Source organism: Amycolatopsis bullii, assembly GCF_014654205.1.
Lineage (GTDB): Bacteria > Actinomycetota > Actinomycetes > Mycobacteriales > Pseudonocardiaceae > Amycolatopsis > Amycolatopsis plumensis.
The window spans coordinates 99,616-118,655 of the sequence record NZ_BNAW01000017.1; the positions used below are offsets into that span (position 1 = coordinate 99,616).

Sequence of the window (19,040 nt, forward strand, 5' to 3'; positions counted from 1 at the left end):
CGCGCACCAAAAGAACTCACGAGATCCCCCTCGCCAAAGAGCACCAGCACACAGCCGGGCCCCCGACGAACCCAAGATCACCCTTGCCGATGACGGTCCAAAAAGGAATAGGCCAAGCGGGGTATTCACCGCACAGTAACCAGCTCGGCAAAAATCCCTCAATTCCGATCAAAGGATTATTTTGCTCAAATAGGACAATAGAGGCCTGTCACTGCTTGCATCCGGCGATACACTCATAGCTATGAAAGGAGGCGCGGAAGCAGAAAGTGAACCCGTCGTGGCCAGGTGCGCGCAGGAGGTGGTGGCTGGTCGGCGCAGTCTTCACGAGTTCGATCCGGTGTTCGCTCGGGCGACGGTCTACGGGCGACGACCTGCTCGCCCCGGTGTCGAGACAGTCGACATCGTCGGCCGTGGCCGGTGGACGTTCGTGTTCTCCACACCGCAGCGGCTCGCCACGCACTTCGGAGATTGCGACGTCTATGCGACCACTGGCGCCGACCTTCTCGGACAGCTGCCGATCGGTATCGGCGTGATGCTCGATCCGGGCGACGAGCATCGGCTCCCGATCCTGAATCGGATGGTGCCCCCTCAGGCGCTCACCGCGATACGGCGACGAGCCGAGCAGAGGCGCACCGCCGAGGTCAACGTCAAGCGCGAGGAGGGCGTCGAGTGAGTGTGGACGGGCCAGGCTTCCACGTCGACGTCGACGTACTGGACAACGCGGGCAAAGGAATCACCCAAAGCGTCCATGACCAGGAGACATTCGAGCTGCGCGGCTTGTGCGGCGACGCCGAACTCTACGGCCATGCCGGCGTGCACGGTGCGCTTGCGGACTACTGCGCGCGGTGGAGCACGGGGCTCGACACGTTGACCGGGGATGCCGGCGTGATCGGCGATTGCCTCACGCATGCCGCGGACGCCTACCGGGGAATCGACGAGGCGGCCGCACGGCAGGTGCCCGCGGATCCCGGCAGCGCGGCGATCGGTGATTGATGGCCGAACTCGGTGAGACTTCTGATCCGCGCGTCCTGGTTCCCGGTGACCCGGCCGCGATCGAGGAGAACGCCCGGGTACTGAATGCCCGGTCGCGGGGAACCGGGCAGGCCGGGGACAGCCTCCGCCGAATCGACACCGGCTCCTGGGCCGGTCCGGCCGCGGCCAAGTTCCACGACAAGTTCAGCTACGAACCTGCCAAGTGGCAAGCCGCCTCCGACTCGTTCGACGCGGTCGCCGAAGCACTCGACGGGTACGCGCAGACACTGCGCTGGGCGCAAGGTCAGGCGAGCGAAGCCATCCGGCTGTGGGACCGAGGCCAGGCCGCAACGGCGGACGCGAAGGCCCGCCATGACCGCGACGTCACCAACGCCGACACCCAGAACCGACAGCACGCCGCCAACGGTGACCCCCACCAGGGTGACCGTCGCGCCGTTCTCCGACCCCGGCGAGGCCGACCGGCAAGCGGCGCGCGAGACACTGAACCGCGCCCGCCAGCAGCTCACCGAGGCCGGGGACCGGACTGCAGAGACCACCTCCGACGAGGCCGGCGGCGCGCCCACGGCCTCGGATTGGCTCGACGACGTCGGCGGCTTGTTCGCCGACTTCGGCGAAGGCGCCTGGAACGCGTTCAAGGGCTTCGGTGAAGGCGTGTGGAACCTCGTCTACGCCATCGGCGACCCAGGCAACCCCGACCACGAGGGGCTGACCGACATCGCCTCGGCCGCGTGGCACAACATCACCCACCCGGTGGACTTCGGCAAGAGCCTGATCGCCTGGGACGACTGGGCCGATCACCCTGGCCGGGCCACCGGCCAGATCGTCGGCGGCCTGCTCATCGGCGGCGCAGCCGGCAAGCTGCTCAAAGGCACCCGCGTAGGAGAGAAACCCGACCCGGCCGCGCCGAAACTGCCGCCGGTGAAGGCTGCGCTGAAGGAGTACTTCGACCAGGGCACACCGCCGAAGGCATCCGATCTGGCCCGTTACGCGGAGTCCAAGGGATGGACGAAGCAGCAGACACCGAACGGCCCGCCGAAGTACGTCGACGAGAACGGCATCGTCCGGATGACCCTCAAGGAGGGCAGCGGTCGCGCCCCTGGCAGCGAGAACCCCCACGTCGAACTGCGCAACGAGGACGGTGTCCGCATCGACCCGCAAGGCAACCCGGTCACCAGGAAGAGCCTGGGAAACCACACACCGATCACCTGGGACAACTGAGCACATGACGAACTACACCGAGTTCCCCGACCTCGCCGACGTCTACCTCGAAGACAGCTTCGTCCTCGCCATCGACGAGACACCCACCTCGCTGACCTTTCGGCTCGAGGCCGTACTGACCGAGTCACACCCGCGCTATCACCAGCCGCGACCGGACGAAGCACACTGCTACGCCGACGCCGTGCTGACCATCTCCGACGCCACCAGGATCGAATGGGTCACCCGGTCGTCCCGGACCTACCGCGACGCCACCGGCGAAGAAGATCTCGGCAACATCGACAGCCTCCAACGTCACGACGATCACTACGAGATCGCCGGGGACTGGGGCCACGTCCGGATCTACTCGAGCGTGGCGCCGCGCTTCACCCTTACCTCCGAAGCCACGAACCCCTCGAACCCGCACGGCAACACGACCGCTTGATCGAGCCACCGGCTCTTCAGCTGATTCGCGTGTTCTCCTGGCAGTGCGACCGTCCAGGACATGCTCGGTCTGCGCGGGCTACCGCCGGGTACTACGGGTCTCCGCTGCGTCTCCGTTCGTCATGCCGCGCCGAACCGCTCCGGCACCGTCAACGACCTTCGGGCCCCACCCGCGGGCACACCACACCCGGTGAACACAAGATCGGAAACCCACCGCAAGAGACACCGATCGCACACCGCCGGTTTCCCGCGACGGCAACAAAATGACCACAACCGCCGGATCGGGCATCCGCTCCGCAGGTCAGACGCATGATCGTAGTGGGCCGCCTGGGGCTCGAACCCAGAACCTACGGAGAATAAGCCCAGGTCAGCGGCTAGTTCTCGTCATCTGTCGATACCAGTCTTCACCTGCACCGACGTCCGCGCGAGACGATCATGGCCGGTCACTGGTTCTCGTCGTTCTGCGTCGTTTCCCGGGGGAAAACCGGGGAGATGATCATGCCCTCTTCGCGGCTCTTGCTACCAGCTCGCGCGTTCCTACTCTACCGCCCACAGCTCCCCCACCATCCCGATACGAAGCTAGCACGCGGCCGGTGGCGTCGGGTCAAGGCACGCTTTCCAGCCTTGACGCGGCGTCACCGGCCGTTGTCACGATCAAGCTTCGGGATGGTGCTTACCGCCGAACGGGCGTAACACGGTGGCACCCGACGGCGACCCGGGTTGTACGACTCATCGGCGAGGGAGGGCTCGACGTTGACTGAATGGCTCAGACACGCCGCCGGCGGGCGGCGCTGCGCAACTGCACCGAAGGCGGCCCCGCCGCCCGGCCGGTCGGCAGAGCGGAGCGGAGCCGGCCGTGCCGGGCACGGGCGTGGCCGCCAACGGGAGCAGCTACGCCAGGCGACCGGCGCGCCGCCCGGCGGCGCAGCCTTGATCCCATAGAGCCAAGTTCGGCAGCGAGAACCGAATGTCCACCGCCACCTGGGTAGTACCACTGAGTGAGACAAGTTGTGAGCTGACTGGCGGTATGCGCTTGAACGAGTAAGAGTGACACTCATGTGTGAAGTAGACTGTGAAGCATGAGGAGTCTCGATGGATAGACCACTTGATCTGGCCCCCGTCGAGGAGGTCTTGCTCCCACACGCCCCGCTGATCACGGTGCTGGCCCAGGTTCGCTGGCCTGAAGTTACTCATCTCAAGTTGAATATTGACGACGTAGTGACCCGCGTCGGGGAGCGACTGGCAGACGACTACCCACTCTATTTGCGCGAAAAAGAATTCCAACTCGCAATAACTCCGCGCGGCCCCATACAGCAAGAAAGCGGGACCATTTACCAGTTTAAGTCGGCGGATCAAAACTGGAAGGTGTCCCTCTCGCAATCTTTTGTGACCCTTGATGTTAAAAACTACACATCGCGCAAGGACTTTATCGGAAGATTCGAACAAGTTCTACAGGCCGTTGACTCCGCCGTCAAGATTCCCTTCGTCTCGCGCATTGGCTTTCGGTACGTAAATCGTATCGAGGAATCCGATGAGTACTCACAACTCACTGACCATGTCCAGTTTGCAGCACTGGGTGGCGGAGCAGTGCCCCTTGCGAAAGGCGTCGAGCTCAATCACTCTCTCAGCGAGGCAATATACAAGAAGGGTGACGTGCAACTTCTAGCACGATCAGCACACTTGCCCCCCGGAGCGACTACTGATCCTGCTATATCTGCTGCGAGCAACCGGAGTTGGATATTAGACTTAGATGCATTCCAAGAGGGTGAGATAGAATTCAATACTGCTGACCTGGCGACGAAGATGTCAGACCTTGCCTCCATTGCATATAGCTTCTTTCGATGGGCGATCGACGACGACTTTTTGCGAATGTACGGAGGGGACGTATGACAGCAACAGTCTCGATTCCTGCCGTAAAGAGTGGAGTAATTGGGATAAGCCTATTCGCAACGACGATTACCGGGACCGCAGTAGAGCCTAACGCGCGACTAGTCGGCCTCGAATACTCATCGGGCTATGGACAGTCTCGTCGACCTGAGCGTTCCAATGATCAACACGAAATTGTCTTGCCCAGCCTCGCTATTACCACGATAGCAGAGGAGCCTGAATCGTCACAGGCACAATCTCCCGCCTCTCTAATTCAGGAGATCCGAAAGAGTACAGCCCTAACTTGGGATCAGCTAGCTCGCCTATTTGGTGTATCGCGCCGAGCGGCTCACCTTTGGGCAGCCGGCGGGAAGATGAATGGTTCGAATCTTGAGTTGCTATCAGAGATCGCCTCTCTAGTTTCAAGCCTGCCAGGAACGTCGCCGACCGAAAGAAAGGCAAACCTGCTTCTTCCGAGGTCTAATGGACGAAGCCTGTATGACGAAATCAGAAGCAGGCACGCGTCACGTCCCGACGATATCAACAGAAGCTACGAACCGGGCCCGGAGGGGGCAGTGCACGAGTGAGCGAGAGCGAAGCTACTGCAGCAACGGACGAATCGACTGTTCCCACGCCGGAGCCGATTCGCAGCTGCGCCACGCTTCGACAAGGAGACGTTGTCACCATTAAGGAGATTAATATCATCTCCGATAGGGCAAAAACTTGCAAGACACCTTATGGCGTCGCCATAGTGTCGCAGACCTGTGACATCGTCCTAGAAAATCGCCCGAACATCTCGGTTGCCGCTATCAGGTTCCTAACCGGAGGCGACGCCAAAAAAGCGCGCGACGGAGCGCAGAGTCGATACGTTGAGATACCTTTCTACCACGCCGATGCATTCATCGACCTCGAGTATATTGCAACTATTGAGAAGTCGAAGCTGACAGACTTTCTGGCAACCCAAGGTGTGGACCAGAAAAACGCAAACGAAGTACGGCGCGTAGGACTTGCGATCGGCAGACGCTTCAGCAGATTCGCTTTCCCCGACGAAGTAAATCCATGGCTTCGCCCGCTTAGTTCTGAGATTCGAAAAAAGTACGATCGCGTTACCTCGCCACTTGGACGCGCACTCCAGGAGCTCGTAGAGGTACGGATTGAATCCGCAGACTGGACATCGCGGCCACTAAATCTAATCGTCCACGTGATCATGAAGGCAGGCTCGGTTCCTGAATTTAACCTCGATGATGACGATGACGAAGGCAGCGAAGTGCGACCAGAGCTGGTCAGTTTTCTCAATCTGGGAGGAGAAATTGAGAAGACTCCCGCTCAGGTCGCCAGCTACCTCTACTCTATAGACTTCGACCAGCCCGACTCTTTTAATAGCTTTGAGCTCTATAATATCTGGCATGGACTTGCTCAGGCGCTTGCCCGGCTGTGCAAACCTTCGGATCGTGACGCAAAAGACCCAAAGGTCAGGGAAGCTGTTGCAAGCGTAGAGGCACAACTGTGGAGCGACGACGAGTTCCCGCTTTCACGCTGTCGCCGCAGTGAGATCCTAGATATCGACGACTTGTCAGGTCGTACCCCTCTGGCCGACCTAGGAATCTGGCCAAAGCCCGATGCTGATCCCGCTAGCGAACATCCATCACATAGCGAAGCTCATAACGGTCCGCAGGAAAGAGGATATCTGCGGTTTCTACTGCCAGGTCGTCTTCGGCGCCGAATCGGTCAGCGACACGGAACGTCTGAGTAATCTGAACAACAGGCCGGTTTGCTGGGATGTCGAGGAGCTTGGCCTCCTCGGCAGTCGGCGTGCGAATGTCGAGGCGCTCCTCGACCTGGTTGACCTCGTGCCCAATGGCCGAGAACCGGTCGACGATGCCCTTGTCGGCGTGCGGCCCCTCGTGCGGCAACTCGATGTCCGTCCCGCCCGTGATGGCTAGCGGCTCCCACGCCAGGCTGCTCGTGACCGGCTGCGGCGGGTTCCCCATCCGGATGAAATAGCGCGTGCAGGTGACCGGGTCGCCCTCGCTGATGCCCAGCCGCTCGGCGATGTTGGCCGGCGCCGTCGTCTTGGTCGTCTTATGCTCGACCTGCATCTCGACGTTCGCGGCCTCGGCCTCACGCACGTACGTGCGGGCCTCCTGACCTCGGAAGTAGCGCAGCGGCGCGATCCGCGTCAGCTTGTCCAAGCGGCGGACGAACACACCCTTACCCCGGATGCCATTGGCGAAGCCCCACTCCCGCAGCAGGCGCATCGCTGCGCGCGCGGTGATCGGTGAGACGTCGTGGATCTCGCAGAGCTGAGCCTCGCTCGGCAGCTTCTCCCCGTCCCGCAGCTCGCCGCTGATGATCCGGGCCCGGTACTCCTTGGCAATCTGCTTGTAGCGGGGCTCGTCGTTGTCCGGGAACTCCGGGTGGTCGCCGAACAGCAGCTCTGACATGTCTCCTCCTGGTCGTCGGCGGTCATCGTCTCATGAACCTCGTATGTTGACAGCTTCACATACGAGGTTTATCTTCGTATACGAGGTTGGTTCGGATGGACCAACGCAAGCCCGGACAGCGGGCACCACGAAGAGCAAAGGGACACACGATGGCGATCACCAGGGGACACCGGTTCGAGATCAGCTTCGACGACGCCTTCCCGCAGGGGTTGGTGCTGGTCGGCGACGTCTCGCCGGACAACGAGTACCAGTCCAGGGAGGACAAGGCGGCTGGCCGGCCAACTCGGCAGCGCGTCGACGAGGTCACCGGGAAGCGGCAGTGGAAGGCCACCGTCACGGACCCGGACGAGACGAAGGCCAAACGAGCCTCGTTCGAGATCACGCTGTTGGCCGACGTGCAGCCGGTGCCGACCACGGCGGAAGCGCTGCCGGGCATGCGTCCGATCGAGCTGGACGGCTTGACGGCTGAGCCGAAGGTCGCTGGTCAGGGCGAGTTCAAGTACCAGTCGTATGTCTACCGGGCGACCGGCTTCAAGCCCGCGGCTACCGGTGGCGGCGCGAAGTCCGCCCGGACGAACACCGAGTCGACGCCCAAGGCCGCGTGATGGGAGCCCTGGTTCCCAGGAACGGCAGCATCGCGCTGGCACCTGGGCACCTGGTCGAAGCCTGGGAGGCGGCCTACCGACGCTATGGCGACCTGTCGACAGGGGCAGGCGGTCAAGCCGACGGCCGTACCGCTCAAGCTTTGGCTGCCGCTTCGATCGACGTCGCGGCTGCCTGGCGAGACCTCGCGAGTCAGGGGCAGCTCTCCTGGTGGGTGCTCGCAGCCGTCACCGCCGCAATCGAGGGGTTCGAGGAACAGGCGCTCCTGTGGCAGGCGCGCTCAGACAGCGAGGAAGGACAAGGCCATGGCGTTCAACGCGACGTGGGCCCCCGGGCCGGAAGCGGTCGCGGGAATGCAGGTCGTCGGAATCCACCACAACCAACCCGCGCTCGTGATGTACCTGGACAAGGACAGCATCGCGATCACGACACCGGGTGGCCCGGCGACGTGGCCGGAGTTCGTCAGGTTCCTCCGCGAACTCCGCGACGCGGCTGACGAAATGATCGAGGTTCTGCAGACCGAGCCGAGCGAGCCCGGCACCTAAGTCCGGCACGGGGACGGCTGGAAGTTTGGCCCTGCCACCGTCCCCGTGCCTCCCGTCCACTCCACAAGGGAGGTGAAGCGGTGAATGCCAGGCTACGGCTCTCCTGCTGGCGACGCGACCACCCGTACCGAGACAAGCGCCTGCGCCGCATCCGGCTCAAGTGGCTGGTCTGCCGTATGTGCGGACACGCGTCGTTCCTCCAGGTGGACGGCTACCACGTCTGCCGCAACTGCGTTGCCCATATCGACCGGGCGATAGCCGACCGGGAGCGGCGTTACCGAGAACAGCACAAGTCCAACTAGAGCAGTCCACTTTAGACACAACGTGCGCTGGGGTCGCACGGCGATGCCGCACGCCCAAATGCGGCGACCAAAAGGCAAGGCGCAGAAGCGGGAACTCGGCTACCAACCACGCCGCTCCTGCGCTGTCCACAACCGCGAGGTGTGAACAATGCAGACGCTAGACGATGACAAGCAACCATCGCCAGTGGGGGTCACCCGCTCGCGGTGCTCGGAATGCAAGCGGTTCGCTCGGCTGCTACCGGGTGAAACCAAGTGCGCCCCGTGTCTGGGTGCGTTGCCGCTGGATCTCTCGGCGGTGCTGCGGGGTGGTCGGCGATGACCTCCCCCGGAATGCTCGTGATCGCCCTGGCCGGGCTCGGCCTCGGGGTGTGGGTGCTGGCCAAGATCGGGCGCGCGTTGGCGTCGTTGGCTGAAGCGCTGGCCGCCATGGTGGTCGTGTTCGTGGCCCTGTGGTGGGCCTGCAAGGTCGTGTTCTGGCTGTTCTCCCAGGTCGTGATCCACTGGCGCACCTCGTTGACCGTGATCGCGGTCTACCTGTGGTGCGTCTGGGTCGGCTGGGTCTGGCTCGTGGTCAACCTCGGCGGCCTGGCGCTCATCCTCGGCGTGTGGCGGCTCCTCGACGTGACCTCGTTCGACCAGTGGTGCGGCCGGCCGTTGCGCTCGTGGTGGCTGCGCTGGGCGGTCTATCACCTCAAGCTGCCCGGATGGCTGCACGCCTGCGGCCTCAGCGTCCGGGACGCCGCGCTGCCGGTCGAGGTGACCGTGAACCTGGTGGGTCGCCGGAAGGCTTCGCGGGCGACGGCTCGGCAGTCCGGGGTGCAGGTGCCCAAGGTTCTCGGCGTCCGTTCGGGCCCGTCGTGGGATGAGGTCAGGGTGCAACTCGTGCCCGGCCAGAAGCCCGAAGACTTCGACGACGCGGCCCGGGCGTTGGCCTCGGCGCGGAAGGTTGCGCGGTGTCAGGTGCGGGAACTGGAGCCGAACGTGGTCTCGATCGACTTCCAGCGCCGTGACCAGTTGGCGGCGCTCGTGCACTCCCCCGCGCTTCCGGAGGGGCAATCCTCGGTGGATCTCCGCAAGGTGTGGGCCGGTCGGACTGAGTACGGGCATGACTGGCGGGTCCCGTTGCTCGGCTCTGGTGCGCACTGCCTGACCGCTGGCGCCTCCGGTGCGGGCAAGAACTCGGTGATGTGGTGCCCGCTCGTCGCGGCAGCCCCGGCGATCCGGTCGGGCCTGGTTCGCATGTCAGGGATCGACCCGAAGGGGATGGAGCTGGCCTACGGGCGCGGGATCTTCGCTCGGTACGCGGTATCGGGGAAGGACGCGCTCGAGGTGCTCGACGGCCTGGTCGAGGAGATGGAATCCCGCAAGCGCGCGTTCGCCGGCCAAGTTCGCACCATTCCCCTGTCGACCGAGTACCCGCTTGAGTTGCTGGAGTTCGACGAAATCGGAGCACTGACGAAGTACACGGACCGCAAGACCCGCGAACAGATCGTCGAGCGAGTGGCGCTGCTGAACACCCAAGGGCGGGCGCTCAACATCTCCGTTCGCGGCTATGTGCAGGAACCGACCAAGGACACCGTGCCCGTGCGGGAGCTGTTCACCCGCCGCGTGTGCCTGCGGGTTACGTCGAAGACGCACGTCGGCATGGTCCTCGGCGACGGCGCGTACGAACGGGGCGCGTGGGCCAACCGCATCGGTGACAGCGAGGCCGGGGTCGGGTTCGTGTGGGGCGAGGGCATCCGCGAACCATTGCGCGTCCGCGCGGGCTGGGTGTCGGACGAGACGGTCAAGGCGCTGGAGCAGTACGTCACCAACGGCGGCACGGCTCGTCCGGTGCTGGGCGGCGAGGGGGTGGCCGCGTGAACCGGCTGATGGTCTTCCTCGACACCATTCGAGACCACCTCGACCTGCACCAGCTGCCGCCCGTGGCGACGCTGACCGTGCGGACCTGGTCGGACCCGCTGACGGTCCAGCTCGACGCCCACCTGCTGTCCGACGTGGCCGGGTCATTGCTGACCTGGGCCAACACTCTCGATGACGTGACGGCCTCGCTCTGGCGCACCTCGGACGGCGACTCGGTGCATCTGTCGGTCAATGGCCGGACGCCGTGTGGCATCCCGGTGCACGTCTACAGCGGCGTTGCCTATGACCCGGCGGTGTTCCCGGACCTGCCCGCCGGGCAACGGCAGGACATGCCGGTGTTTCAGCTGCGGCAATGGTCTCGCTCCGGGGAGGTGGCCGCCTGATGACCGACCAGCAACAGACCCAGCCGGCCGGAACGCGGGCTGAGCGGATGCGGACACCGCTGGCTGCGGACGTGATCCGGGCGACGGCGGAGAAGCACGGCGTCTGCGTCCGCCCGTTCACCATGGAAGTGGGCGACACCGAGACCGGCGAACTCCACTATGTCCCGGTTCCCTGCGGCTCCACGGTCGAGTCGGTGTGCCTGCCGTGCGCTCGGAAGGCGAAGGCGCTTCGGCAGGCCCAGTGCCGCGAGGGCTGGCACCTGACCGAAGAACCCATTCTCGCGGCCGAACCGCCCTCGGAGGACCACACGGAGTTGCTGACCTACCGCGCCGACCTCGTCGCGGCCTACCGAGACGTCGTCGAGCACGACCCGGCGGAGGCGGAGGAGCTGCGGGAGGAGATCGCGGGGGTCGATGCGGAACTTCGGCAACTCGGGATGCGCGGTCGGCTGCCCGCCCTCGACGTCCCGACCAAGCGAGCCGTGAAGCGGTCGACCAAGAGGAGGCAGGACGCGCCGAACCTGCCCCGCCGGAAAGTCGCGAAGACCACCGTGGGCCGGGAGTACGCAGGGAAGTTCAGGCCGTCGATGTTCGTGACGCTGACCTGCGACACCTACGGCCCGGTCCGGGGCGACGGCTCCCCGGTCGACCCAAGCCGATATGACTACCGGCGGGCCGCTCGGGACGCGGTGCACTTCTCCGCGCTGGTGGACCGGTGGTGGCAGAACCTCCGGCGGGTTGTCGGCTGGGATGCGCAATACTTCGCCACGGTCGAGCCGCAGAAGCGGACGGCTCCGCACCTGCACGCGGCAATCCGCGGAGCGATCCCGCACGACGTGATCCGCCAGGTCACCGAAGCCACCTATCACCAGGTCTGGTGGCCCAACCACGACCAGATCGTCTACACCGAGCGGCTGCCGGTCTGGGACGGCGACACCCGGGCGTTCCTCGACCCGGACACCCGGCAACCGCTGACGGCCTGGGACGACGCCGTAGAAGAGGTGGAGAACCCGGCGCACGTGGTGACCTTCGGTCGGCAGGTGCACTCCAAGGGCATCCTCGGCGGCACCGAAGAGGCCGGCCGCCACATCGGCTACCTCACGAAGTACCTGACCAAGTCCACCGGTGAGGTCGTCGAGGCGGACACGGCGCGGCAGCGGGACCACCACGACCGGCTCCACGCCGAACTGTCGGTCACCCCGTGCTCGCCGCGCTGCGCGGTCTGGCTGCTCTACGGAATTCAGCCCAAGGGCGCAGGCAGCAAGACCACCCCGGGCCACTGCAAGGGACGGGCGCACCGCCGGACCACGCTCGGGCTGCCGGGGCGGCGAGTGCTGGTGTCTCGCAAGTGGTCGGGCAAGACCCTCAACGACCACAAGGCCGACCGGAAGGCATTCGTTCAGCAGGCGTTGGCCGCGATCGGGATCGAGAAGCCGCAACCGGACCCGGCCCGGCTGGTCTGGCGCAAGGTCGAACCGGGAGACCCGCAAGTCCCACCCCGGCCGCACCTCGTCATGCGCGCCATCGCCGAGCGGATCACGTGGAAGGCCGAGTACGACCGCGCGCTACTCGCTGCCGCCGGGCCACCAGGGGACGGTCCGGAAACTTCGGCAACTCAGCTCGCGGCTTGATCTGGAAGGGGAGGCATGAACAACTACGCGGGGTTCAGTCGGTTGTGGACGGTCGAGGACGTCTCGAACTACCTCGGTGTCCCGGTGTCGACGCTGTATCAGTGGCGGACCAAGGGCTACGGTCCGGCTGGCCGTCGGATTGGCAAGTACGTCCGATACCGCCAGGAGGACGTCCGTTCGTGGGTCGACCAGCTGTCGGATGAGGTGGCGTGATGCCTCGCCCTCAGCTGGAGATCGGGACATACGGCGAGATCCGCTATTCGGCAACCGCGAAGGGCTGGCGGGCTCGCGCGCTGTTCCGCGACTTCGACGGTCAAACGCGGGAGGTCGAGCGCTCGGGAAAGACCAAAACCCAAGCTGCGAACCGGCTTCGAGCCGCCTTCCTCAACTGGCAGGGCTCGACGGCCGGGGAGATCACACGGGAGACCCGGCTCAAGGATCTCGCCGCCGTATGGATCGAACAGGTGCAGCAGGACGTCCGGGAGGGCACCAAGTCGCCGACGACCATCAACACTTATGAGTCCATCCTCAAGCGGCACGTGGTCCCGGGGATGGGTGAGCTACGGGTGCGCGAGGCGACCGTGATGCGGCTGGACCGGTTCCTCGGCGCGCTTCAACGGACCGTCGGGGCGTCGACGGCCAAGACCGCGAGGACGGCGCTGTCCGGAATGCTCGGCCTGGCCGCGCGGTACGACGCGATCGACAGCAACCCGACGCGGGACACCCGGCGCATCCCGAAGAGCAAGAAGAAGCCTCGCGCCCTGGACGCGGAGGAGCGTACGAAGTGGTTGGCGAGGGTCGAGGCCAATGAGAAGGCGCGGCGCTGGGACCTGCCGGACCTGTCGCGCTTCATGATGGCGGCTGGCGTCCGGGTCGGTGAGGCGCTGGCGACGTTCTGGGAAGATGTCGACTTCGTCGCGGGCACGGTCGACATCACGCATACGGTCGTCCGGGTCAAGGGTGAGGGCCTGCTCCGGAAGCCTCGTCCGAAGACAGAGTCGAGTATGCGCGCACTCCCCCTGCCCTCTTGGGCGCTGGCCCTGCTGGAGCGGCGCTGGGCTGAGGCGAAGGCGGATGGCCGGCCACTCGCTAGCCCGATCTTCGCCAGCACGACCGGCACGCTGCGGGACCCGAACAACGTCCTACGGGTCCTGCGTGAAATCCGGGGATCGGACGACTTCCTGTGGCTCACGTCGCACAACTTCCGGAAGACCACGGCGACCGCCCTGGACGACGCGGGCGTCCCGACGCGGCTGATCGCTGATCACCTCGGCCACTCGCGGGTGTCCATGACGCAGGACACCTACCTGGGCCGGAAGACGGTGGACCCGATCACGGCGCAGGCTCTCGAAGGGCTCTTGGATAAACCGTCCGACCCCAATTCCGGGGATAACCCGGGGAGCCGATCTTGACCGGTGGCGACCGGTAGGCCGCTGACCAGGGAGTTTGAGTGGGCCGCCTGGGGCTCGAACCCAGAACCTACGGATTAAAAGTCCGCAGCTCTACCAATTGAGCTAACGGCCCGCGACCCCAGTTTAGCCAGGCCCCGGTTGACCCCCTGCACGCCGGGTCCGGCTGAGGGTTCGGGGAAGGTCGAGACTGGTCCTCGACCGGCCGCCTGCCGGTATTCGCAACGCGCGGGGCCCACCCCGGACCCCGCGCGTCACGCCGTCAGCACTGGACGAACAGGCCCGTGTAAGCCGTGCACTTCTTCGACGCCTTGTCGTTGGCCGCCTCCGGGTCGGCCGGTGTGCTTGCCGCTCGCTGGGCCGTCGCCGTGAAGGCTCCCCATGCGAAGACGCCACCTTCCGACGTGAACTTCGCCGTGGCCGATGCGCCCGGGGCCAGGGTGCCGATTGCGCAGTTCAGGGTCGCGCCCGATCGGGTGCAGCCCGTCGTCGAGACGATCGTTCGGCCGGAGCCCGGGTTGGCCGTCACGCGGACGCCGGTCGCGGTGGCCGGGCCCGTGTTCGACACCTTGATCGCGTACTCGACCCGGGCGACCAGGCCGATGTGCGGGGTGGCGGTCAGCGCGACCTTGACGTCGGCCTCGTCCGGCGGGGCGATCGTGACGACCGGGCCGTCCTCCACGCCGAACGCGTAGTTGTCGCCGGCGAACTGGTGCTGGAGCGTGAACTGGCCGGGCGCCACGTCGTCCTTGACGCGCAGGGTGAACGTCACCGTCCGGCTCTCGCCCGCGCCCAGGTCACCGACGCCGCCGCGGAAGCTGCTGAGGTACGGCGCGCACGGCGCGATCGCTCCGGTGCAGGACACCAGGTCCACCACGTCGGCGATCGGCTTCTCCTTCACGTACAGCGCCGCCTTGGCGCCCGTGACCGTGAAGTCCGTCGGGTTGGTCAGCTGCTCGGTGACCGTCACCGTGGTGCCCGCGCGCACGGTGGTCGCGCTGACGTCGATCGTGCTCGCGGGCGGGGCCGCGGACGCGACGGCGGGCGACGCGCACAGGGCCGCGGTCGCCAGCGCGGCCAGCACAGCGGCTCTTCGTCCGGTTCGCTGCATATTCGTGATCTCCTGGTTCCGAACCGAGGGGTGCCGCTCCGGCCGGTGAAACTGGCGTGCGCAGCAGGGGTGACGAAGATCAGATCGGCGCTCCCCGAAATTCGTTACCGGGTTCTTCAAACCGTGCTTGAACTGGGGTTTTACCCCGGTTGCCCGGTCACCGACCACGACCGGGCACCGAAAATTGTCGGACCCCCGTGGCACGCTCCGCGCATGACCGAACACACGACCCCGGTGGCCTCGCCACCTCGGCTGACCGCCCCCAGAACCGACCCGGCGCCGGTCGCCGACGAGCGCCAGGCGCTCACCGAGAGCCTCGACTACTACCGCCGCACCTTCGAGCTGAAGTGCGCCGGCCTGAACCCCGCGCAGCTGTCCGAACGCTCGGTACCACCGTCCACATTGACCCTGCACGGCCTGCTGCGGCACCTCACCGGCTGCGAACGCTGGTGGTTCCGGATCCAGTTCACCGGCGAGGACGTCCCGAACCTCTACTACTCCGACGACGACCCGGAGCAGGACTTCACCGACCTGGGCGGTGACGTCGACGAGGCGTTTTCGTTGTGGCACGCGGAATGTACGCGCTCTCGCGAGATCGTCGCGGCCAGCTCGCTGGACCAGACCGGCACCCGGCGCAGCACCGGCGAACCGTTCACCCTGCGCTGGCTGATGCTGCGGATGATCGGCGAGTACGCGCGCCACATCGGCCAAGCCGACCTGATCCGCGAACGGATCGACGGGGCAACCGGCGAGTGACGACTCAGGCAGCTGCCTTCCGGTGGCGGAAGCGGGATTGGAGGTTGACGACGAACGGCACGGCGATCCAGCACGCGTAGGCCCAGTGCGTGAAGAAGGCGATCGGGATCGAAACGGCGAAGCCGGCGATCATCGCGCCGATCCCGCGGTAGACCGCGCCGAAGAGCTCCGGCGGGGTGTCCGCGCGGTAGAGGCGATTCCGCTGGACTTGCCAGGCCATGAGGAGGAACAGCGTCAACGCGACCACCTGCACGAGGGCGTAGAAGACGAAGCGGAACTCGAACGCTCCGTCTTCGGCGATCACCTTCGTGGCGAACGGCATGATCACCTGCATCAGGAGCCAGCCGAAGGTGAGGCGGGCCAGCCCGCCGCCGAGCGTGGTGACGTAGTTGAACAGGCGGTGGTGGGCGCGCCAGTGCCCGCCGATGACGATGAAGCTGATCAGGAAGGAGACGTATTCGGACCGGTGATGACCGAGTGACTGCAGCAGTTCGGCGCTGGTGGCGCCCTCCGGCAGCGGCAGCTCGAGCGCGAGCAGCGTGATCGCGATGGCGACGACGGCGTCCGAGAACAAGGTCAGCCGCTCGGCGGCGATCCCCCGGGATTCGGAGCCGGCGGTGTCCTCGGTGGACGGAGCGCTGGTCATGGCGGATGAGCGTGCCAGACGGCGGTCGTGCGGCCGTCGCCGAGGTGGGCCGCGTGCGATGCTGAGGCCATGACCGTCGACCCCGATTCCGGACTCCTGTCCCCGGTGCGGGCCGGTACGCCGGCCGAAGCCTCGACCGGAGACGAGGCCTGGTTGCGCGCGATGCTCGACGCCGAAGCGGCCCTCGCCAGAGCGCAGGCCCGGCTCGGGACGGTGCCGCCGGAGGCCGCGGAGGCGATCACGGAGGCCGCGGGCAAGGCGCGGATCGACGTCGCCGAGCTGGCGCGTGGGTCGCGGGCGACCGCGAACCCGGTCGTCGGCCTGGTGAAGGCGCTGACGTCGGCCGTCGGCGAGCTCGCGCCCGGTGCCGCCGAGTACGTGCACCGCGGCTCGACCAGCCAGGACATCTTCGACACCGCGATGATGCTGGTCGCCGACCGGACGCTGCGGCCGCTCGCCGCCGACCTCGACGCCACCGCCGAGGCCCTGGCCGGGCTGGCCCGTGTGCACCGGGACACGACCATGGCCGGGCGGACGCTGACGGCCCACGCGGTGCCGACGACGTTCGGGCTGAAGGTCGCGGGCTGGCGGCAACTGGTGTTGGACGCGGCCGTCCGCATCCGCCGCGTGCTCGACGGCGGCCTGCCGGTCTCGCTGGGCGGCGCGGCCGGAACGCTGGCGGCGTACGTCGAGTACGCACGCCTGGCCGACGAGCCGGCGACGGGCCGAGGTGGCGGGGGCGGGGGCAGGGGCGGGGGCGGGGGCGGGGGCGGGGGCGATGCCGGCACACCCGCCGGGGTCCCCGGCAGGTCGGGGGCAACCCGCGACGCGGACGTCGGCGATTACGTGCAGCAGCTGACCGCCGCGTTCGCCGAGGAGACCGGGCTGGCTGCTCCGGTGCTTCCGTGGCACTCACTGCGGACGCCCGTCGCGGACCTCGCCGGTGCGCTCGCGTTCACCGCCGGGGCGCTGGGGAAGCTGGCCGTCGACGTCGAGACGCTCAGCCGGACCGAGCTGGGCGAAGTCGCCGAACCGGCCGCCGATGGACGAGGTGGCTCCTCGGCGATGCCGCACAAGCGGAACCCGGTGCTCGCGACGCTGATCCGGTCGGCCGCGCTGCAGGTTCCCGTGCTGGCCGCGGGGGTCACCCAGGCGATGCTCGCCGAAGACGAACGGTCGGCCGGGGTCTGGCACGCCGAGTGGCAGCTGATCCGGGAGTGCCTGCGGCTGACCGGCGGCGCCGCGCACACCGCCGCCGAGCTGGCGCGCGGGCTCAGCGCGGAGCCCGGGCGGATGCGGGCGAACCTGGCGTCGACGCACGGGCTGATCGTCTCCGAACGGCTCTCCGCCGTGCTGGCGCCGCTGCTCGGCAAGGCGACGGCCAAGGAGCTGCTGGGCGAGGCGTCCCGACGGGCCGTGCGCGAAGACCGGCCGCTCCGGGACGTCCTGGACGAGCTGCCCGCCGTCACCGACGTGCTGACGCCGGCCGCGCTGGACGAGCTGCTCGACCCCGCCGGCTACACCGGCGCGGCGGGCGCCCTGGTCGACCGCGCCCTCGGCGGCGGCGAGCCGGGCGGTTCGGACTAGCGGCCGAGCTCCAGCGGGACTGACCGAGAGCTCGGGCAAGTCGCGAGCAGCTCCCCAGCGCGGCTGGCTGAGGCGAGCCGATGCCTGGCGAGCGCAACCAGGGAGGAGTCCCCCGTCTCTGCTGGCCCGGGCGGTCGCCGATCCCCGCGAAAATTCTTTGAACCGCCTTCGCCGAGTGTCCGTGTAGTGGGTATCAGGCAGCCGCACCGAGCGGCGGGAAACCCCAACGGACACAAGGAGAACTTCCATGCTTCGCACGCGCATCGCCGTCTCCGTCGCCGCGGCGGCAGCCGGGCTGGCAGTGCTCACCGCTTGCTCGGGTGTCGAGACTGCCCAGCCGGTTGTCGCTCCTGCGGCGGCGGGCGGCACCGGGGGCGGCCAGGCCGCCAACAACGGCCAGGTGGGCAACGCCGCTCCGGCGTCGAACGAAAGCAAACTGGTCGTCGCGGATGTTGCCGATGTCGGGCAGGTGCTCACCGACCAGAACGGCATGACCCTCTACCGGTTCGACAAGGACACCGCGAAGCCGCCGAAGTCGAACTGCGACGGTGACTGCGCGAAGGCGTGGCCGCCGATGCTGGCCACCGGGGACGTCCAAGTACAGGGCGTCGACAAGAACATGGTCGGCAAGGTGACCCGGTCCGACGGGACCGAGCAGATCACCGTCGGCGGGTGGGCGCTCTACCGCTACGCCAAGGACACCAAGCCCGGCGACGCGACCGGCCAGGGCGTCGGTGGCGCCTGGTACGCGGCGAACGCCAAGGGCGGGAAGGCCGGGCAGGCCGCGGCGGCCGGCTCCGAAGCCGGTGGCGTCAAGCTCAGCGCCAGCAAGATCGACGGCCTCGGCGAGGCGATCACCGACCAGAACGGGATGACGCTCTACCTGTTCCAGAAGGACACGAAGAAGAAGGCTTCCGCCTGCAACGGTGACTGCGCCAAGACGTGGCCGCCGGTGCTCTCCAACGGCAAGGTCGAGCTGCAGGGCATCGACTCGAAGCTGCTCGGCAGCATCAAGCGGCAGGACGGCAGCGAGCAGGTGACCATCGGCGGCTGGCCCGTCTACACCTTCTCGAAGGACACCAAGCCGGGCGACGCGAACGGTCAGGGCGTCAACGGCACCTGGTTCGTGATCGAGCCCGCCGGCTGCAAGCTCGGCAGCAACCCGAACACCGCCGCCGGCCAGCAGCAGGCTCCTGCGGCCGACAGCGGTGCGGGCACCAGCACCTCCGGTTCCGGGGGCACCACCTACTGAACCACCCCAAC

At 66.7% G+C, this 19,040-nt stretch carries 18 protein-coding genes, 1 tRNA gene and 1 pseudogene; 16 read left to right on the forward strand and 4 right to left on the reverse strand.

Features of this window, described 5'->3' with window-relative positions:
• The first annotated feature begins 241 nt into the window (after positions 1 to 241).
• From IE317_RS20650 to IE317_RS20670, 6 genes and pseudogenes are all read left to right on the forward strand, one after another.
• The gene (locus IE317_RS20650) at positions 242 to 673 is read left to right on the forward strand and encodes a hypothetical protein (RefSeq protein WP_191312466.1); all 432 of its coding nucleotides are present in this window, start codon (positions 242 to 244) and stop codon (positions 671 to 673) included.
• Positions 670 to 993 (forward strand): hypothetical protein, encoded by a 324-nt coding sequence (locus IE317_RS20655; RefSeq protein WP_229902818.1) that lies wholly within the window; start codon positions 670 to 672, stop codon positions 991 to 993. The genes IE317_RS20650 and IE317_RS20655 overlap by 4 nt, the downstream gene beginning before the upstream one ends.
• A pseudogene (locus IE317_RS45485) lies at positions 993 to 1,340 on the forward strand (putative T7SS-secreted protein); the annotation flags it as partial. The gene IE317_RS20655 and the pseudogene IE317_RS45485, both read left to right, overlap by 1 nt.
• 58 nt (positions 1,341 to 1,398) lie before the next feature.
• Entirely contained in the window at positions 1,399 to 2,211 is an 813-nt protein-coding gene (locus IE317_RS20660; protein WP_191312468.1) for a hypothetical protein, read from the forward strand.
• A gap of 4 nt (positions 2,212 to 2,215) precedes the next feature.
• A complete protein-coding gene (locus IE317_RS20665) occupies positions 2,216 to 2,632 on the forward strand; it encodes a hypothetical protein (RefSeq protein WP_191312470.1) in 417 nt (138 codons plus the stop codon).
• A gap of 1,091 nt (positions 2,633 to 3,723) precedes the next feature.
• The gene (locus IE317_RS20670) at positions 3,724 to 4,521 is read left to right on the forward strand and encodes a TIGR04255 family protein (RefSeq protein WP_191312472.1); all 798 of its coding nucleotides are present in this window, start codon (positions 3,724 to 3,726) and stop codon (positions 4,519 to 4,521) included.
• Positions 4,522 to 6,128: 1,607 nt separating this feature from the next.
• On the opposite strand, the gene IE317_RS20675 is transcribed toward IE317_RS20670, so the two are convergent.
• A complete protein-coding gene (locus tag IE317_RS20675) occupies positions 6,129 to 6,941 on the reverse strand; it encodes a GntR family transcriptional regulator (RefSeq protein WP_191312474.1) in 813 nt (270 codons plus the stop codon).
• Positions 6,942 to 7,090: 149 nt separating this feature from the next.
• Between IE317_RS20675 and IE317_RS20680 the strand changes: the two genes are divergently transcribed.
• From IE317_RS20680 to IE317_RS20710, 7 genes are all read left to right on the forward strand, one after another.
• Positions 7,091 to 7,546, forward strand: coding sequence for a hypothetical protein (locus tag IE317_RS20680; protein WP_191312476.1), 456 nt, complete (start codon positions 7,091 to 7,093; stop codon positions 7,544 to 7,546).
• Positions 7,547 to 7,849: 303 nt separating this feature from the next.
• Entirely contained in the window at positions 7,850 to 8,089 is a 240-nt protein-coding gene (locus IE317_RS20685; protein ID WP_191312478.1) for a hypothetical protein, read from the forward strand.
• A 617-nt stretch (positions 8,090 to 8,706) separates the two neighbouring features.
• On the forward strand, positions 8,707 to 10,254 hold the full coding sequence (locus IE317_RS20690; protein WP_191312480.1) for an FtsK/SpoIIIE domain-containing protein: 1,548 nt from the start codon (positions 8,707 to 8,709) through the stop codon (positions 10,252 to 10,254).
• On the forward strand, positions 10,251 to 10,637 hold the full coding sequence (locus tag IE317_RS20695) for a hypothetical protein (RefSeq protein ID WP_191312482.1): 387 nt from the start codon (positions 10,251 to 10,253) through the stop codon (positions 10,635 to 10,637). The genes IE317_RS20690 and IE317_RS20695 overlap by 4 nt, the downstream gene beginning before the upstream one ends.
• On the forward strand, positions 10,637 to 12,268 hold the full coding sequence (locus tag IE317_RS20700; RefSeq protein ID WP_191312484.1) for a replication initiator: 1,632 nt from the start codon (positions 10,637 to 10,639) through the stop codon (positions 12,266 to 12,268). Before IE317_RS20695 ends, IE317_RS20700 begins: the two co-directional genes overlap by 1 nt.
• 15 nt (positions 12,269 to 12,283) lie before the next feature.
• Positions 12,284 to 12,481 (forward strand): helix-turn-helix transcriptional regulator, encoded by a 198-nt coding sequence (locus IE317_RS20705; protein WP_191312486.1) that lies wholly within the window; start codon positions 12,284 to 12,286, stop codon positions 12,479 to 12,481.
• Positions 12,481 to 13,680: a site-specific integrase gene (locus IE317_RS20710; RefSeq protein WP_191312488.1), complete on the forward strand. Its 1,200-nt coding sequence runs from the start codon at positions 12,481 to 12,483 to the stop codon at positions 13,678 to 13,680. Before IE317_RS20705 ends, IE317_RS20710 begins: the two co-directional genes overlap by 1 nt.
• 39 nt (positions 13,681 to 13,719) lie before the next feature.
• Here IE317_RS20710 and IE317_RS20715 read toward each other — a convergent pair.
• Positions 13,720 to 13,792 (reverse strand) — tRNA-Lys (locus IE317_RS20715).
• A 147-nt stretch (positions 13,793 to 13,939) separates the two neighbouring features.
• Positions 13,940 to 14,761, reverse strand: coding sequence for a DUF11 domain-containing protein (locus IE317_RS20720; RefSeq protein ID WP_229902819.1), 822 nt, complete (start codon positions 14,759 to 14,761; stop codon positions 13,940 to 13,942).
• A gap of 240 nt (positions 14,762 to 15,001) precedes the next feature.
• Here IE317_RS20720 and IE317_RS20725 point away from each other — a divergent pair, with 240 nt between their 5' ends.
• Positions 15,002 to 15,544 carry a DinB family protein gene (locus tag IE317_RS20725; protein ID WP_191312491.1) on the forward strand — a complete coding sequence of 181 codons (543 nt, stop codon included), beginning with the start codon at positions 15,002 to 15,004 and terminating at the stop codon, positions 15,542 to 15,544.
• 4 nt (positions 15,545 to 15,548) lie between these two features.
• On the opposite strand, the gene IE317_RS20730 is transcribed toward IE317_RS20725, so the two are convergent.
• Complete coding sequence (locus tag IE317_RS20730) at positions 15,549 to 16,190, reverse strand: TMEM175 family protein (RefSeq protein WP_191312493.1); 642 nt, start codon at positions 16,188 to 16,190, stop codon at positions 15,549 to 15,551.
• 69 nt (positions 16,191 to 16,259) lie between these two features.
• Between IE317_RS20730 and IE317_RS20735 the strand changes: the two genes are divergently transcribed.
• Together IE317_RS20735 and IE317_RS20740 are read left to right on the forward strand one after the other, a co-directional pair.
• Complete coding sequence (locus tag IE317_RS20735; RefSeq protein ID WP_191312495.1) at positions 16,260 to 17,777, forward strand: class-II fumarase/aspartase family protein; 1,518 nt, start codon at positions 16,260 to 16,262, stop codon at positions 17,775 to 17,777.
• A gap of 247 nt (positions 17,778 to 18,024) precedes the next feature.
• The gene (locus tag IE317_RS20740) at positions 18,025 to 19,029 is read left to right on the forward strand and encodes an SCO0930 family lipoprotein (RefSeq protein WP_191312497.1); all 1,005 of its coding nucleotides are present in this window, start codon (positions 18,025 to 18,027) and stop codon (positions 19,027 to 19,029) included.
• The last annotated feature ends 11 nt before the right edge of the window (positions 19,030 to 19,040 follow it).

Coding starts and splice junctions, on each gene's coding strand:
- IE317_RS20650 (WP_191312466.1), top strand. CDS start 242: ATGAAAGGAGGCGCGGAAGCAGAAAGTGAACCCGTCGTGGCCAGGTGC.
- IE317_RS20665 (WP_191312470.1), top strand. CDS start 2,216: ATGACGAACTACACCGAGTTCCCCGACCTCGCCGACGTCTACCTCGAA.
- IE317_RS20670 (WP_191312472.1), top strand. CDS start 3,724: ATGGATAGACCACTTGATCTGGCCCCCGTCGAGGAGGTCTTGCTCCCA.
- IE317_RS20675 (WP_191312474.1), bottom strand. CDS start 6,941: ATGTCAGAGCTGCTGTTCGGCGACCACCCGGAGTTCCCGGACAACGAC.
- IE317_RS20680 (WP_191312476.1), top strand. CDS start 7,091: ATGGCGATCACCAGGGGACACCGGTTCGAGATCAGCTTCGACGACGCC.
- IE317_RS20685 (WP_191312478.1), top strand. CDS start 7,850: ATGGCGTTCAACGCGACGTGGGCCCCCGGGCCGGAAGCGGTCGCGGGA.
- IE317_RS20690 (WP_191312480.1), top strand. CDS start 8,707: ATGACCTCCCCCGGAATGCTCGTGATCGCCCTGGCCGGGCTCGGCCTC.
- IE317_RS20700 (WP_191312484.1), top strand. CDS start 10,637: ATGACCGACCAGCAACAGACCCAGCCGGCCGGAACGCGGGCTGAGCGG.
- IE317_RS20705 (WP_191312486.1), top strand. CDS start 12,284: ATGAACAACTACGCGGGGTTCAGTCGGTTGTGGACGGTCGAGGACGTC.
- IE317_RS20710 (WP_191312488.1), top strand. CDS start 12,481: ATGCCTCGCCCTCAGCTGGAGATCGGGACATACGGCGAGATCCGCTAT.
- IE317_RS20725 (WP_191312491.1), top strand. CDS start 15,002: ATGACCGAACACACGACCCCGGTGGCCTCGCCACCTCGGCTGACCGCC.
- IE317_RS20730 (WP_191312493.1), bottom strand. CDS start 16,190: ATGACCAGCGCTCCGTCCACCGAGGACACCGCCGGCTCCGAATCCCGG.
- IE317_RS20735 (WP_191312495.1), top strand. CDS start 16,260: ATGACCGTCGACCCCGATTCCGGACTCCTGTCCCCGGTGCGGGCCGGT.
- IE317_RS20740 (WP_191312497.1), top strand. CDS start 18,025: ATGCTTCGCACGCGCATCGCCGTCTCCGTCGCCGCGGCGGCAGCCGGG.